The sequence below is a fragment of the Rhodopseudomonas sp. BR0G17 genome, from assembly GCF_010907025.1.
Taxonomy (GTDB): domain Bacteria; phylum Pseudomonadota; class Alphaproteobacteria; order Rhizobiales; family Xanthobacteraceae; genus Rhodopseudomonas; species Rhodopseudomonas palustris_H.
Genome location: NZ_QUML01000015.1, coordinates 88,549 through 103,321 on the forward strand (window position 1 = coordinate 88,549; position 14,773 = coordinate 103,321).

The window sequence follows — 14,773 nt, forward strand, 5'->3', positions numbered from 1 at the left end:
ATTCAATTGCGATTCGACGCGGATCGTGGTGATCGTTATCGTGACGCGCAGTGAATTGTGCAACGAGTCCCTTGATGACCGACGAAGCCTTCGCCCTTTCGCCGATCTCCGCCCGCCCGGTGATGCCGAGTGATGCGGACTACGATGCGATCCGCGAAGCGTTCATGGAGACCTCGCGGGGCCGTTGGTTCCTCACCGAATACGCCAAGCGTAACCGCAACGCCGACACCAGCATGGTGCTCGACGCGGTGGCGCGGATCGAGCAGACCCTCGCAGCGCAGAAGCAGGCCCAGGCCGAAGCCGCCGTGGAGTCGCTGGCGGCGATCCGCGCGGTGATCGGCGAGGCGCGCGCCAGCGTCGCCAAGGCGATCGCGACGCTTGACGACACCGCGACCCTGGTGGCTGCGCATCGCGGCGCCCGCGCGATCAGCGAGGTCGCTTCGACCTTGCGCGAATGCGGCGCCGACTCCCGGATCTGCGATCTGCTCGACCAGCAGGTCGCCGCCATCGACAGCGGCCATCGGCTTGTCGCAGGAATCGATCGCGATGCGATCGACGCGGCATTCGACCGGATGCTGCAGCACGTCGCCGCAATCTCCGGCGTCGCTCCCGAAGCCGCGGCAAGCCGAGCCGCGCCGGAGACGACCGCCGCAGCGGCTCCTGCCGCTACACCGGCGATGGACGAGCCCGCCGCCGCGCCGCAGGCGTTCGCTGAGCCCGAAGCCGTCGCGCCGCAGCCGGCCGCGGCTGAGCCCGTTCCACCACAGGCGGCTACTCCGCAGTCTCCCGCTCCCGAGGGGGTAGAACCGGCTTCCGCTCCGCAGGCGCGAGCTGCTCCGGCGTTCGTGGTGGTCAAGGGCACGCCGTCGGAAGAACTCGAATTCGTCGAAGCCGAAGACCAGACGCCCGCGCCCGCTGCAGTGGCGGCGGCGGTGGCCCCTGCCGAAGCTCCTGCCGCCGTCGGTGCAGCTGAGCAGTCGGAAGCCGCTCACCTGCTCGACGAGGTGGTGGCGCTGGACGCCGAGGGCCTGGAAGACGATGCGGTGCTCGATCTGGTCGCCCGCGAGATGTCGGCGCCCGAGGTCTCGGAGCCATATCGGCCCGAGGATGATGCCTATGCGGCGGCGGCGGCCAGCACCGCCGCGGAAATCGAATCCGACATCGCAGCACTGCAGCAGGCGCTGAGCGAAGAGATCGCAGTGTCGCCGGAGCCGATGGCGATCGACGACGCACCGGCTTCCGGCGCCGAGGCGTTCGATGCGGAGCCCGAGCCTGACGCCGCGTTCGAACCGGTCGGCGAAATCGGTGAAGCCGCGCCCATGGAGGCCATGGCCGAGCCGATCGCCATCCATGCGGCCGCTGCACCGGTGGCAATGGCTACCGCTACCGTCGCCGGCGAAGTCGCGGCTGCTGCGCCGGCCTCGCTCGGCGCTGCGGCAATCGCCAGCGGCGCAGTCGCGGCTCCGCCGCCGATGCGCAGCGACGCGCTGGTGCCGATCCGGCGGATGAGCCAGGCCGAGAAGATCGCGTTCTTCTCGTAACCAGTGGGCGCGGCGAACGCGTTCACGAAATCAGGCGAAATCAGGCAATCAGGCGGCTGAACAGGTCGGCATCGACATTGCCGCCCGACAGCACGATCGCGACGGTCTTGCCGCGGACGTCTAGCTTCCCGGCGAGCAGCGCCGCCAGCGCCACCGCGCCGCCCGGCTCCACCACCAGCTTCAGCTCGCGGAATGCGAAGCCGACCGCATGGCCGACCTCGACATCGGATGCCGCAACGCCGCCGGCGAGCAGCACGCGATTGATCGCGAAGGTGACCTCGCCGGGGATCGACATCATCAGCGCGTCGCAGATCGTGCGTCCGCCGGCCGGATTGGACTCGCGCCGACCCGCCACCAGCGAGCGGGCGTGGTCGTCGAAGCCCTCCGGCTCGGCCGACATCGCCAGCGCCTGGGGAAACCGCGCTTTGACAGCGAGCGCCGTGCCGGCGATCAACCCGCCGCCCGAGGCCGGCGCCACCACCAGATCCGGCGCGATGCCCAACGCGGCAAGGTCTTCGCCGATCTCGCGGCCGACCGTGCCCTGCCCGGCGATCACCATCGGATCGTCGAACGGTCGCACCAGCGTCGCGCCGCTGCGCTCGGCGATGTCGCGGGCGATCGCCTCGCGGTCCTCACGGTCGCGATCGTACAACACCACCTCGGCGCCATAGCCGGCGGTGCGCTCGCGCTTCGAGGCCGGGGCATCCGACGGCATCACGATGGTGGCGTGGACGCCGAGCAGTTGCGCGGCTGCGGCAACGCCCTGCGCATGGTTGCCCGAGCTGAACGCCACCACGCCGCCGCCCCGGGCCTCTGCCGGGATCGAGGCCAGCTTGTTGAAGGCACCGCGAAACTTGAACGAGCCGGTGCGCTGCAGGACTTCGGGCTTGAGGAACACCCGCGCCCCGGTCGCGGCGTCGAGCGCCGGTGATGAGAGCAGCGGCGTCCGCACCGCAACCGGCGCGAGCACCTCGGCAGCCGCATCGATATCGGCGACGGAAACGGGCAGCACAGGGGAATTGGTCATGGCCGGCATCTAACGCCGCGTTGCGCGCGCCGACAAGGTGCGATGATACGCGCGCCTCAGGCAACCATCCGATGCGGCTTGGCACCGTGAGGATGGAGCCGGTCTGCGTCCAACATCGATACCCGGCGGACGTTGTCGAGGAAGGCGTGCGCGGAGGCTTCCCAGGTATGATCGGCGGCGAACGCCAGACACGCCTCGCGCGAGATCTCCAGGGCGCCGAGACACGCCGCGCGCAGATCCTCGCTCAGCACGCCAACCGGGGAATCACCGATCACGTCGCGCGGCCCGGTCACCGGAAACGCCGCGACCGGAACACCGCTCGCCAGCGCCTCGAGCAGCACCAGGCCGTAGGTGTCGGTCTTGCTCGGAAACACGAAGACGTCGGCGGCGGAATAGACCTTCGCCAGCGCCTCGCCCTGCTTGGCGCCGAGGAACACCGCGTTTGGGAAATCGCGTTCCAGGGTCGCCCGCGCCGGCCCGTCGCCGACCACCACTTTGGTACCGGGCAGATCGAGCGACAGGAACGCTTCGAGGTTCTTCTCGACCGCGACCCGACCGACCGACAGGAACACCGGCCGCGGCAAGCCGAGATCGGCATCCTCGCGCGGATGGAACAGATGCCCGTCGACTCCGCGCGGCCACAGCACGACGTTGCGGAAGCCGCGGCCGCGCAGTTCATCGGCGAGCGCCGGCGTCGCCGCCATCACCGCATGGCTGGCGCCGTGAAACCGGCGCAGCAACGACCACACCCAGGACTCCGGGATCGGCGCGCGGGCGGAGACGTATTCAGGAAAACGCGTGTGGAAGCTGGTGGTGAAGCGCAGCCCGCGCTTGCGGCAGTAGCGTCGCGCCGCCAGCCCGATCGGGCCTTCGGTCGCGATGTGGATGCAATCGGCGTGCGCGGCATTGATCAGATGCGCGACCCGGATCGGATTGGGGATCGCGATCCGCAGATCCGGGTAGCTCGGCAGCGCCACCGTCGGGAACGTTTCAGGCGTCAGGAACACTACGTCGACCCCAAGCGACTTCGCCGCTTCGGCCATCATCGTCAGTGTCCGCACCACGCCATTGACCTGCGGGTGCCAAGCATCGGTCGCGATCAGGATGCGCATCAGGCGGCCCGCGCAGCGACCGTCGGCACCGGCAGATTGCGCTTAAGCAGATCGGTCCAGGTGATGATCTCGAACCGGCCGTCCTCGTGCTCGGCAAGCGCCGTGCAGCTTTCGACCCAGTCGCCGCAGTTCATGTAGTTGATGCCGTGGAAGTCACGGATCGCCGCGGTGTGGATGTGGCCGCAGATCACGCCATCAGTGCCATGACGGCGCGCTTCCTGCGCCAGCGTCTCTTCGAACGCGCCGATGTAGTTGACCGCGTTCTTGACCTTGTGCTTGGCCCACTGCGACAATGACCAATACGGCACGCCGAACCAGCGACGGAACGCATTGACGACACGGTTGAGCCGGATCGCGAGGTCGTAAGCCTTGTCGCCGACATGGGCGAGCCACCTGGCGTTCTGCACCACGAGATCGAAGATGTCGCCGTGGATCACCAGATAGCGGCGGCCATCGGCGCCGGTGTGGATCGCGTTCTCGACAACTTCGATGCCGCCGAAATGCGTGCCGTAGTAGTTGCGCAGAAACTCGTCGTGGTTGCCGGGCACGTAGATGATGCGCGCGCCCTTGCGGCCCTTACGCAGCAGCTTCTGCACGAAGTCGTTGTGCGACTGCGGCCAGTACCAGCTCGATTTCAGCGCCCAGCCGTCGATGATGTCGCCGACCAGATAGATGGTGTCGGCATCGTGGACGCGGAGGAAGTCGAGGAGCAGATTGGTCTGCGATCCTCGCGCGCCGAGATGGACGTCGGAAATGAACAGGGTGCGAAAGCGTCGTTCCGGACCGTCGTCGCTCATCGGTCTTGTCCCATCCAAGGCCGCCCGCGGGCGGCGACGTTTCGAACCCGCTCTCAGGCCGCCATCGGCGTGGAAGTCCGCTCGAAACACACCAGCGTGTAGATGCCGAACGGCTTCAGCTTGCGCCGCTCGACCAGGATCGCGTCGGAGGTGGCCTGAGCCCAGGCCTGCAGCCGCGCGAACGGAAACTCCGGACGCAGACCCAGCGCGCGGGTCTTCTGCGCCGCCCAGCGCTCGACCGCAGCAGCCACACCGACTTCCGAGTACAGATGATTGACCAGGATGATCCGCCCGCCCGGCTTCACTACGCGGTGGCACTCCGACAGCACCTGCTCGGGATTAGCGACCAGCGTGATGACGAATTGCGCGACGACGCAATCGAACGTCGCGTCGGCGAACTCCATCGCGTGCGCATCCATCTGGCGCACGTCCTTGACCCACGGATAGCGCCCGGTCGCCATCTTGGCGCGCGCCTTCTCCAGCATCGGCTCGCACAGATCGATCCCGGTGATTTCGGTCGTGGCGTCGTAATCGTCGAATGATAGTCCGGTACCAACACCGACTTCGAGAATCTTGCCGCCGTGCGCGCGCGCTTCAGCGGCCGCGGCGCGTCGTCCCTTCACCATCACCGGTCCGCATACCGCGTCGTAGATCGGAGCCCAGCGAGCGTAGGCGGTTTCAATCAGGGACTTGTCGAGATCGGGAGTCATCGGTTCCGTTCGAATCGTAAATTACTTACGAATTCGGATTATCAGCGGAGTACGACGACTGGACGACAGCGCACGGTCGGCCGGTTTGGGCCTTAGTCGAAGCCGTGGAAATGATGGATCGGACCGTGGCCGTGCCCGACCGACAGCTTGTCCGCCGCGGCGATGGCGGCACTCACCCACTGCTTGGCGGCGGCTACAGAAGCCTGCAACGACTGGCCTTTGGCGAGATTGGCGGCGATCGCGGAGGACAGCGAGCAGCCGGTACCGTGGGTATTGTTGGTCATGATCCGCGGCGCGGCCAACGCTTCCACCTCGGTTCCCACGAACAGGTAATCGGTGCTGGTCGGCCCGGTACCGTGTCCACCTTTGATCAGGACCGCTTCGCAGCCGAGCGCGAGTAGGCGCCGTCCCTGGCGTTCAATTTCGGCCGGCTCGGCGGCAACCGGCTCGTCGAGCAGTGCGGCGGCTTCGGGCAGGTTCGGCGTGATGAGGCGGGCACGCGGGATCAGCGTGGTGCGCAGCGCCTCGACGCAGTCGTCGGCGATCAGCCGGTCGCCGGAGGTCGCGACCATCACCGGATCGAGAACAACATTGGCGGCGTGCCAGCGATCGAGCCCGTCGGCGATCGCGGCGATCACGCCGCGCTGCGCCACCATCCCGATCTTGGTGGCGGCGACTGCAAGATCGCTGAACACCGCATCGATCTGCGCGGTGACGAACGCGGCCGGCACATCATGGATCGCGGTGACGCCGCGGGTGTTCTGCGCCGTCAGCGCGGTGATCACCGAGGCGCCATAGACACGGTTCGCCGAAAACGATTTGAGATCGGCCTGAATGCCGGCGCCGCCTCCGGAGTCGGAGCCGGCGATGGTGAGTGCGATCGGAATGGCCATCAACGTGCTCGATTGAATAAGAGGGCGGACCGGCAGCCGATCGCGGTCGTAGCGCGCCCACGCCGCAGCGGCAAGAGCTTGCGCCGACAGGGTGTTTTGGGCTTGATGGCGCAAATCAAGCTGCCGGAGAGACCCGCGATGGTGCCGTTTTTCGTCCAGATTAAATGCCAGCTCGGCCAGTCTTACGCCGTCGCCAACGCGATCGCCGAAGCCGAGATCGCCTCGGAGATCTATTCGACCGCCGGCGACTACGACCTGCTGGTCAAATTCTACGTCGATCGCTCGACCGATATCGGCCATTTCGTCGCCGACAAGGTCCAGGTGATCCCCGGCATCAAGGACACCCACACCATCATCACCTTCAAGGCGTTCGGCCCGAAGTGATCGCCGGTTATCCGGCCTTGGCTTTGCGCGGGGGCCGGACCGGCCCTTGCACCGGCGGCAGCGACTTGATGTAGGCCGCGATCGCCTCGCGGTCATCCTTGCCGAGTTGCGAGGTGTTGCGGATCACCTGCGCCATCGAGCCGCCGGCACTGTCGCCTTCCGGCGTCATACCGGTCTCCAGGAAATAGGCGATGTCGCCGGCGCTCCAGTCGCCGAGCCCCTTCTGGGTGATGTTCGGCACCCAGCCCCTGCCCTCGGGATCGGGCCCGCCGGCAAAGCGCTGTGCCGCGACGATGCCTCCGAGCGCGTTGCGCGGGCTATGGCACTCGGCGCAATGGCCGAAGCTGTTCACCAGATACGCGCCGCGATTCCACTGCGCCGATTGCGCCGGATCGGGCGTGAACGGCGTGTCGTCGAAGAACAGCAGCTTCCACAGTCCGACTGCGCGGCGGATGCTGAACGGGAACGGCACGTCGTTCGGCGGAGCCCGCCCGGCCACCGCCGGCAGCGTCTTGATGTAGGCGAACAGATCGCGGACGTCGTCGAGCCGCGCGTGTGCGTAGGACGGATACGGAAACGCCGGATAGAGATGCACGCCGCCGGGCGCGGTGCCCCGCATCACCGCGCTGACGAAATCCGCCTCGGTCCATTTGCCGATACCGTCATTCGGATCAGGCGAGATGTTCGGCACGTAGAACGTGCCGAACTCCGACTTCAGCCCCAGCCCGCCTCCAAGCCTGGTGCGATCGTCCTGCTTCGGCGTGGCGTGGCACTCGGCGCAACCGCCGGCGTAGAACGCGGTGCGGCCGTTCTCGACGTTGGCAGTGCGCGGCGGCAGGCGGTCAGCCGACACCGTGGCCGGCATCGTCAGCAACCAGAATGCGGCGATGCCGATGATCGCCGCGACCACGATCACGGCTCCGAGTGTCCTGGCCACGGCCGATTCTCCGCTGCCGGCGGCGCTTGCCGCGTTAGCCTTCCTTCTGGCGGAAGTTCTCGTGGCAGCTGCCGCATGCCTTGCCGATCGGCTGCATCGCGGCCTTCAGCGTGTCGACGTCCTTGACCTTGCCCTTGGCGCCGTCGACCGCCTTGGCGAAGTCGGAGATCTCGCCGTCGAATTTGGCGCGCTCGGTCCAGATCTTCGGCGAGGCGCTGTACTTGCTGTCGAACGGCTTCAGGCCCTTGGCGCTGTCCGGGAACAGCTTGGGGAGGTCCTTGGCGGTTTCGTCGAACTGCTTCAGCGCCGCATCGACCGCGGCCTGATCGTAGGGCTTCTCGCCCTTGGCCATGGCGCCGAGCACCATCATGTTCCGGCCGTTGTCCTTCATCAGTTTCTGGGTCTTATCGACCAGATCCTGCTGCGCCATCACGGCGGTCGCCGTCAGCAACACCGCTCCGGCCACGATCACAGTTCGCAACATCGCAATTCCTCCCGCTTGGTTGTTTCAACTCCGTCACCGGCCGCCGGTTCGGCGGCCTTCGCAGCGGTGGCTTGACGCCACTCTATTAGGTCTCGTTCGATCGACCCGGCTTTACAGCCGGTGGCGGCGCTCGTGTTCGCGGATCGCCATCCACACCCGCTCCGGTGTCGCCGGCATGTCGATGTGGTCGATCCGGTATTCGCGCCACAGCGCGTCGATGATCGCGTTCATCACCGCCGGGCAGGAGCCGATCGCCCCCGCCTCGCCCGCCCCCTTCACGCCCATCGGATTGGTGGCGCACGGCACGTTGTGTGTTTCGAAGGTGATCGGCGCGCCATCGGCCGCGCGCGGCAGCGCGTAGTCCATGAACGAACCGGTGACGAGCTGGCCGTCCTCGGCGTTGTAAACAGCCTGCTCCATCAGCGCCTGACCGATGCCCTGAATGGTACCGCCGTGGACCTGGCCAGCGAGCAGCAGCGGATTCAGCGTCACGCCGAAATCGTCGACGATCACGTAGTTGACGATCCTGATCTTGCCGGTCGCCGGATCGAGCTCGATCTCGACCAGATGCGTGCCGTTCGGATAGGTGCCGTCGGCGCTGGCGAAGGTTGCGCTGGCGTTGAGCTTGGCAGGATCGACGCCGGGCCGCTTGGCGAGATCGGCGAAGCTGATCGAGCGGTCGGTGCCGGCGATCCGGATGGTGCCGTCGCTGATTTCGAGGTCGGCGGCGCTGGTCTCGAGCGCATCGGCCGCGATGTCGCGGAGCTGCTCGCCGAGCTGATGGGTGGCGCGCTGCACGCTGACGCCGCCGGACGGGATCGACGCCGAGCCGCCGGTGCCGAGGCCGGTGGCGATCCGGTCGGTGTCGCCCTGCACCACGCGCACCCGCTCCTGCGGCACGCCAAACTGCTCAGCGACGATCTGCGCATAAGCGGTCTGGTGGCCTTGCCCGCTCGACTGCGTGCCGATCAGCACGGTGATGTCGCCATCGGGATCGAGCACCACCTTGGCGGTCTCCTCGCCCATGGTGCCGCAGACCTCGACGTATGAGGCGAGCCCGATGCCGCGCACCAGTCCCTGCTTCTTGGCCGCCTTGGCGCGCTTGGCGAAATCCTTCCAGTCGCCGATCTCCATCGCGCGCTTCAGATGCGCGGCGAAGTCGCCGGAGTCGTACACTTTTCCGGTCGCGGTCTTGTAGGGGAGCTTGCGGGGCGGAATGAAGTTCTTGCGCCGGATCGCATCCGGCGACATCGACAGTTTGCGCGCGCAGGCATCGACCAGACGCTCGACCACGTAAGCAGCTTCGGGACGTCCAGCGCCACGGTAGGCATCGACCGGCACGGTGTGAGTGAACACGGTGCGGATGCGGCAGTGGAACGCCTGAATGTCGTACAGACCCGGCAACATGCCGGCGCCGCCGTAAGGAATGTACGGGCCGAAGGTCGACAGATAGGCGCCGACGTCGCCGATCAGATCGACATCCATGCCGAGAAATTTGCCGTCTTCCGCCAGTGCCATCCGCGCGGTGGTGACATTGTCGCGGCCTTGCGAGTCGCCGACGAAGTGATCGCCGCGATCAGCGGTCCACTTCACGGTCTTGCGCAGTTTCTTGGCGGCGACCGCGAGCAGCGCGTATTCGCGATACGGAAACAGCTTGGTGCCGAACCCGCCACCGACATCCGGACAAATCACCCGCATCTTCTCGACCGGGATCTTCAGCACGGTCTGGCACAGGATATCGCGCAGCCGGTGACTGCCCTGGCTGCCGACCGTCAGCGTGAAGTGATCGCGCTTGGCATCGTATTCGCAGACCGCCGCGCGGGTCTCCATGTAGTTGGTGACGATGCGCGGGTTGACGATGCGGATTTCAGCGACCGCATGCGCTTTGGCGAACGCCTCGTCGGTCGCGGCCTTGTCGCCGATGCCGGCATCGAACAGCACGTTGCCGGCGTGGTCGGGCCACACCTCCGGCGCGCCGGGCTCGACCGCGCGCGCGGCGCCAACTACGGCCGGCAGCGGCGTCCACTCCACCGCGATCGCTTCCAGCGCGTCGCGGGCATGCGCGAGCGTATCGGCGACCACAAAGGCGATCGCATCGCCGACATGGCGGACCTCATCGCGCGCCAGGATCGGATAGTCGGGCGCCTTGAACGGCTTGTCCGGCAGATTGAACAGGCACGGCAGACCGCCGAGACCGGCGACGTCATCCGCGGTCAGGATCGTCAGCACGCCGGGGAGGCCGCGCGCCGCACTCGCCTCGAGCTTGAAGGTGGCATGGGCATGCGGCGAACGCAGCACCAGCGCGTAAGCGGACGAAGCCGGCGCAACGTCGTCGGTGTAGCGGCCTTTGCCGCGAATCAGAGGATCGTCCTCCTTGCGCAACACGCTCTGGCCGACGCCGAACTTGGTGGGAGCCAACTTGGTTGGAGCCATGGGACCGTCACCTCCGATGCGATTGGAAAGCATCTTGCAGCGGATCGATGACAGGAGCAAACGCGCCGGCGCGAGCTTTGCGACCGAACACCGAAATATGAACCCAGTGGCAGCAATCTGCACATTTGCGCCTGCAGCGCGCTCGCCCGCGCCCGGCGCAAAAAGAAACAGGTGCATCGGCTGCCCGATACACCTGTTTGGAAGCTCACGCAGGTCGGGGCGTCTCCGCCCCGCCGCGGCGAATTAGTAGCAGATCACCCGGCCATAAACCGGATTGAACACACACCCGCCATAGCCACGATAGTAGCCACGGCCACGGCCGCGATAATAGCCAGGACCCCAACCACGGCCACGGCCGTAATAGCCGCGTCCACGGCCGCGACCGCGGCCGCGCTGGGCCTCAGCCTTGCCGGTGCTTGCGGTCAGGAACAGCGCCGAGGTTCCGACGAGGCTGAAGCCGTAAATCGCCGTCAGCGTGACGGCGGCGAGAACGCGCGTCGTCCATCCCTTGCGGGCCTTGGAAGCAGTTTGAGCCATATGGATTGTTCTCCCGGTCGTTGAGCAGGTTACCGTCAGGTCCCGTTGTTGGTGGGGTCGTGCGGGAAGACGGTTCAAATGCGCGGGGTCAATGCGCCCCCGTGATCGGCCTCGGCGGTCAAGCTTATGATCAAGCTAGGGTTTTGGTCAAGCCGCGATCGGCGCTGAACGCGGCGAGATGCTGCCAAACGTCGAAGCGGCCGAGATGTTCCAGCCACGCCGAGGCCCGCTTTCTCGCGTGCAGCGCCGCATGGGCCGGACCGATCGTTCGGGGAACACGACGCTCCGGCTGGCGTCTCACCGATGTCCAACTTTACTGGTCCAGCTATAGTGCCATTCAACTGAACCGCATCGCGGTGCGGATCGACTGTCAGGTGACGACCCTCGCCTCACCCGCGCCGCCCCCGCGCACAACAAAGCAGCCCATGTCCCGTCAGCACACTTACATCCTCGGCCTCAACACCTACGACCACGACGTCAGCGCCTGCCTTCTGCGTGACGGCGAAATCGCGTTCGGCATCGCCAAGGAGCGCATCACCCGCGAGAAGCACGCCTCCGGCTTCTACAAGGAAGTGGTCGACTACTGCCTGAGCGCCGAAGGCATCACCATGGCGGACGTCGATCTGGTGGTGCGCAACTGTTACATCCTGCCGGTGCCGGAGATGGAAGACCGCCTGATCTTCCAGGACATGCCCGGCTTCCTGCCCGAACACGAGCGCGGCACCGCCCGCAGTCACCCGCTGTTCCGCAATCACACCAACAAGGTGGCGACGATCTCACATCACCTCGCGCACGCCTACAGCGCGTTCGCGCCGTGTCCGTTCGAAGAAGGCGTGGTGATGATCGTCGACGGCGTCGGCAGCTACCGGGCCGATGTCGCCGAGCAGTTTCCCGGCGACGACGCCTCGCCGCTCGCCCGCGAATCCGAGAGCTACTACAAATTCAGCGGCACCAAGCTGGAGTGCCTGAAGAAGGTCTGGATGGAGCAGGAACGCGGTTTCCTCAGCGACGAATTCTACAACATGCCCGGCCTCGGCGCGTACTACAGCCGGGCCTCGACCTACGTGTTCGGCGACTGGAACAAATGCGGCGAGCTGATGGGGCTGGCACCTTACGGCCGCCCCGACGCGATCCCGCCGATGCTGCAGTTCGAGAATAACAAGCTCACCGTGCCGCGTTGGACGCCGGAGCTGGATCAGCCCTACATCATGGACAGCCCCGGCAAGTGGGAAGACAGCCCTTCGATGCGGCACTGGGAAGATCTCGCCTGGCGGGTGCAGGACGACACCGAGCGGGTGCTGCTGGAGCGCGCACGCTGGCTGCGCGAAACCACCGGCGCCAAGAACCTGTGTATTGCCGGCGGCGTCGCGCTCAACTGCGTCGCCAACGGCCGGATCGCGCGCGAGGCGGGCTTCGAGAATGTCTGGATCCAGCCCGCGGCCGGCGACGACGGCATCGCGATCGGCTGTGCCTATTACGGCCATCTGGCGATCCAGCAGAAACAGCGCGGCTTCGAGATGAAGCACGCTTACGTCGGCCGGTCTTATGCGGATGCTGAAGTCGAAGAAGCGACCCAACGTTTCTTCGTCAAGCCGCAGATCAACGTGGTCCGCTCGAGCGAGGTCTATAAGGAAACCGCGCGGCTGCTCGCCGATCAGAAGGTGATCGGCTGGTTTCAGGGCCGCTCTGAATTCGGCCCCCGCGCGCTCGGCCATCGCAGCCTGCTGGCCGATCCGCGCAGGGCCGAGATGAAGGACATTCTCAACAGCCGCGTGAAGCATCGCCAGCCGTTCCGCCCGTTCGCGCCGATCGTCCTGAAGGAGCGCGCGGACGAGATCTTCGAGGGCAAGGGCGACTCGCCGTTCATGCTGATGGCCAAACCGGTGGCCCCGGCATGGCGGGACAAGATTCCGGCCGTGGTCCACGTCGACGGCTCCGCCCGCGTGCAGACGGTGGACGAAGAGACCGCGCCCGACCTCTATTACATCCTGAAAGAGTTCGAAGCGCTGACCGGCGTGCCGGTACTGGTCAACACCTCGTTCAACATCAAGGGCGAGCCGATCGTCGAGACGCCGCGCGACGCGATGGCCTGCTTCCTCACCACGGGAATCGACCATCTGGTAATGCACGACACCATCGTGTCGAAGAACAAGGCGCACCGCTTCATCAATCCGGTGCTGCAGGTGTATTCGGACGTCACCAACCTGGTGCGGTCGACCACCGCGGCTTGATCAGCCGCGCAGCAGGCGCTTGATCCAACGCGGTCCGAACAGGATCAGGATCGCGGCGCCGTAGGTGACGGCGCCGACCGCGATCAACAGTGCCAGCGCGGCTTCGCTGCGCAGCGCTGGCAGCAATGCGAGATACGGCGGCGCGAACCAGGCGGTCAGCCACAACGCGGCGCCGAGCAGCACGCCGATGATGCCGAACTTCAGGATCGCGCGCACCAGTTCGCGATCGAACTCCAGGTAACCGGCACGCACCGAGAAGAAGATCACCAGCAGCAGATTGATCCAGGCGCCTGCAGCGGTCGCGAGCGCCAGACCGACCTGCGCCAGCGAGCCCATCAGGGCGAATTTCAGCACGACATTGGTGGCGACGCCGGTCAGCGCCGCCTTCACCGGAGTCGCAGTGTCCTTGCGGGCATAGAACGGGGCCACCGCGCTACGGATCAGAACGAACGGAATTAGCGCGATCGCATAGGCGGCGAGCGTGGTCCCGGCGGAGATCGCATCGGCGCGGGTGAAGGCACCGCGCGCGAACATCGCCCGCATGATCTCGTCCGGCACGGTGAGAAATGCGGCGACGAACGGCACCGAGAACAACAGCGTGAATTCGAACGCGCGGCGCTGCGACGCCTTGGCGCCAGCATCATCGCCTGCGGTAAGCTGCCGCGACATCTCCGGCAGCAGCACGGTGCCGATCGCAATCCCGATCACGCCGATCGGCAATTGGTTGAGCCGGTCGGCATAGTACAGTGCCGACAGCGCGCCGGCCGGCAGGAAGGTGGCAATGATCGTGTCGGCGAACAGCGCAAGCTGCGTGCCCATCGAGCCGAGCGTCGCCGGGCCAAGCGCCCGGAAGAACGCGCGGACATCCTCATCGAGCTTCGGCCGGGAAAACCGCGGCAGGCCGCCGTGCAGCGACAGGTCGCCGGCGAGCAGAAAGTACTGCAGCACGCCCGAGATCAGCACGCCCCAGGCGGCGGCATGGCCGGCGCTCGGGAAGAACGCGGCAAGCGCCAGCGTCGCCATCATCGAGATGTTGAGGAAAATCGAAGCCGCTGCCGCCGAGGCGAAGCGCTGCATCACGTTGAGGATACCGCCGTACAGCGTCACCAGGGTGATCAGCAGCAGATAAGGAAAGGTGATCCGCGTCAGCTCGATCGCCAGCGCGCGCTGCTCCGGATCGTCGGTGAAACCCGGCGCCAGAATGCTCATCATCTGCGGCATGAACGCCAGCGCGACGGCGAGCAGCACCAGCTGCGACAGAAACAGCAGCGTGAAGATGCGGTCGGCGAACAGCTTCGCCGAAGCCTCGCCCTTCTCGCCGTGGACATGCGCATAGGCTGGCACGAAGGCAGCGTTGAACGCGCCCTCGGCGAAGATCGCCCGGAAGTGATTTGGCAGTCGCAGCGCGACGAAGAACGCATCCGCCACCGGACCGGCGCCGAGGATCGCCGCCAGCATGATGTCGCGGGCAAATCCGGTCAGACGCGACAGCAGGGTGAAGCCGCCGACGGTGAAGATACGCTTGAGCATGAGGCGCTTCTACAGGAAGTCGCGACAGCGCAAAACAGGAATGGCTGGCTACGGTCCCCTCACACCGGAGTCATTCCGGGGCGCGCCCGTCAGGGCGCGAACCCGGAATCCCGGTGTGGTGAAGGCAGAGTTTCAGGGTTCGCTCGCTATCGCGAGC

Annotated in this window: 13 protein-coding genes; 3 read left to right on the forward strand and 10 right to left on the reverse strand. The window is 66.3% G+C overall.

What is annotated here, in order from left to right; genetic code table 11:
• Positions 1 to 74: 74 nt before the first annotated feature.
• A complete protein-coding gene (locus DY467_RS13850) occupies positions 75 to 1,541 on the forward strand; it encodes a hypothetical protein (protein ID WP_164636735.1) in 1,467 nt (488 codons plus the stop codon).
• Between the two features lie 40 nt (positions 1,542 to 1,581).
• On the opposite strand, the gene DY467_RS13855 is transcribed toward DY467_RS13850, so the two are convergent.
• From DY467_RS13855 to thiD, 5 genes are all read right to left on the reverse strand, one after another.
• Positions 1,582 to 2,577, reverse strand: a complete 996-nt coding sequence (locus DY467_RS13855; RefSeq protein WP_164636738.1) for a threonine/serine dehydratase family protein — start codon at positions 2,575 to 2,577, stop codon at positions 1,582 to 1,584.
• A gap of 47 nt (positions 2,578 to 2,624) precedes the next feature.
• Positions 2,625 to 3,680, reverse strand: coding sequence for a glycosyltransferase family 4 protein (locus tag DY467_RS13860; RefSeq protein WP_164636741.1), 1,056 nt, complete (start codon positions 3,678 to 3,680; stop codon positions 2,625 to 2,627).
• Positions 3,680 to 4,477, reverse strand: coding sequence for a UDP-2,3-diacylglucosamine diphosphatase (locus DY467_RS13865; RefSeq protein ID WP_164636744.1), 798 nt, complete (start codon positions 4,475 to 4,477; stop codon positions 3,680 to 3,682). Before DY467_RS13865 ends, DY467_RS13860 begins: the two co-directional genes overlap by 1 nt.
• A gap of 53 nt (positions 4,478 to 4,530) precedes the next feature.
• Complete coding sequence (locus DY467_RS13870; protein ID WP_164636746.1) at positions 4,531 to 5,187, reverse strand: class I SAM-dependent methyltransferase; 657 nt, start codon at positions 5,185 to 5,187, stop codon at positions 4,531 to 4,533.
• A 92-nt stretch (positions 5,188 to 5,279) separates the two neighbouring features.
• Positions 5,280 to 6,080 (reverse strand): bifunctional hydroxymethylpyrimidine kinase/phosphomethylpyrimidine kinase, encoded by an 801-nt coding sequence (gene thiD / locus DY467_RS13875; protein ID WP_164636749.1) that lies wholly within the window; start codon positions 6,078 to 6,080, stop codon positions 5,280 to 5,282.
• A 138-nt stretch (positions 6,081 to 6,218) separates the two neighbouring features.
• Here thiD and DY467_RS13880 point away from each other — a divergent pair, with 138 nt between their 5' ends.
• Entirely contained in the window at positions 6,219 to 6,464 is a 246-nt protein-coding gene (locus DY467_RS13880; RefSeq protein ID WP_107345664.1) for an Lrp/AsnC ligand binding domain-containing protein, read from the forward strand.
• Between the two features lie 7 nt (positions 6,465 to 6,471).
• Here the strand turns inward: DY467_RS13880 and DY467_RS13885 are convergent, their stop codons facing one another.
• The 4 genes from DY467_RS13885 to DY467_RS13900 form a co-directional block, all read right to left on the reverse strand.
• Positions 6,472 to 7,401 (reverse strand): c-type cytochrome, encoded by a 930-nt coding sequence (locus tag DY467_RS13885; RefSeq protein WP_164636752.1) that lies wholly within the window; start codon positions 7,399 to 7,401, stop codon positions 6,472 to 6,474.
• Between the two features lie 34 nt (positions 7,402 to 7,435).
• Complete coding sequence (locus DY467_RS13890; RefSeq protein WP_164636755.1) at positions 7,436 to 7,885, reverse strand: c-type cytochrome; 450 nt, start codon at positions 7,883 to 7,885, stop codon at positions 7,436 to 7,438.
• 111 nt (positions 7,886 to 7,996) lie between these two features.
• Positions 7,997 to 10,318 carry a xanthine dehydrogenase family protein molybdopterin-binding subunit gene (locus tag DY467_RS13895; RefSeq protein WP_164636758.1) on the reverse strand — a complete coding sequence of 774 codons (2,322 nt, stop codon included), beginning with the start codon at positions 10,316 to 10,318 and terminating at the stop codon, positions 7,997 to 7,999.
• A 243-nt stretch (positions 10,319 to 10,561) separates the two neighbouring features.
• Positions 10,562 to 10,855 carry a hypothetical protein gene (locus DY467_RS13900; RefSeq protein ID WP_107345668.1) on the reverse strand — a complete coding sequence of 98 codons (294 nt, stop codon included), beginning with the start codon at positions 10,853 to 10,855 and terminating at the stop codon, positions 10,562 to 10,564.
• Positions 10,856 to 11,280: 425 nt separating this feature from the next.
• Between DY467_RS13900 and DY467_RS13905 the strand changes: the two genes are divergently transcribed.
• Entirely contained in the window at positions 11,281 to 13,086 is a 1,806-nt protein-coding gene (locus DY467_RS13905) for a carbamoyltransferase family protein (RefSeq protein ID WP_164636761.1), read from the forward strand.
• On the opposite strand, the gene murJ is transcribed toward DY467_RS13905, so the two are convergent.
• Entirely contained in the window at positions 13,087 to 14,616 is a 1,530-nt protein-coding gene (gene murJ / locus DY467_RS13910; protein ID WP_164636763.1) for a murein biosynthesis integral membrane protein MurJ, read from the reverse strand.
• Positions 14,617 to 14,773: the final 157 nt, after the last annotated feature.

Bases quoted from the DNA above. Each gene is read 5' to 3' on its own strand.
- murJ (WP_164636763.1), bottom strand. From the start codon at position 14,616: ATGCTCAAGCGTATCTTCACCGTCGGCGGCTTCACCCTGCTGTCGCGT.
- DY467_RS13870 (WP_164636746.1), bottom strand. From the start codon at position 5,187: ATGACTCCCGATCTCGACAAGTCCCTGATTGAAACCGCCTACGCTCGC.
- DY467_RS13850 (WP_164636735.1), top strand. From the start codon at position 75: ATGACCGACGAAGCCTTCGCCCTTTCGCCGATCTCCGCCCGCCCGGTG.
- DY467_RS13860 (WP_164636741.1), bottom strand. From the start codon at position 3,680: ATGCGCATCCTGATCGCGACCGATGCTTGGCACCCGCAGGTCAATGGC.
- DY467_RS13890 (WP_164636755.1), bottom strand. From the start codon at position 7,885: ATGTTGCGAACTGTGATCGTGGCCGGAGCGGTGTTGCTGACGGCGACC.
- DY467_RS13880 (WP_107345664.1), top strand. From the start codon at position 6,219: ATGGTGCCGTTTTTCGTCCAGATTAAATGCCAGCTCGGCCAGTCTTAC.
- DY467_RS13905 (WP_164636761.1), top strand. From the start codon at position 11,281: ATGTCCCGTCAGCACACTTACATCCTCGGCCTCAACACCTACGACCAC.
- DY467_RS13865 (WP_164636744.1), bottom strand. From the start codon at position 4,477: ATGAGCGACGACGGTCCGGAACGACGCTTTCGCACCCTGTTCATTTCC.
- thiD (WP_164636749.1), bottom strand. From the start codon at position 6,080: ATGGCCATTCCGATCGCACTCACCATCGCCGGCTCCGACTCCGGAGGC.
- DY467_RS13895 (WP_164636758.1), bottom strand. From the start codon at position 10,318: ATGGCTCCAACCAAGTTGGCTCCCACCAAGTTCGGCGTCGGCCAGAGC.
- DY467_RS13900 (WP_107345668.1), bottom strand. From the start codon at position 10,855: ATGGCTCAAACTGCTTCCAAGGCCCGCAAGGGATGGACGACGCGCGTT.
- DY467_RS13855 (WP_164636738.1), bottom strand. From the start codon at position 2,577: ATGCCGGCCATGACCAATTCCCCTGTGCTGCCCGTTTCCGTCGCCGAT.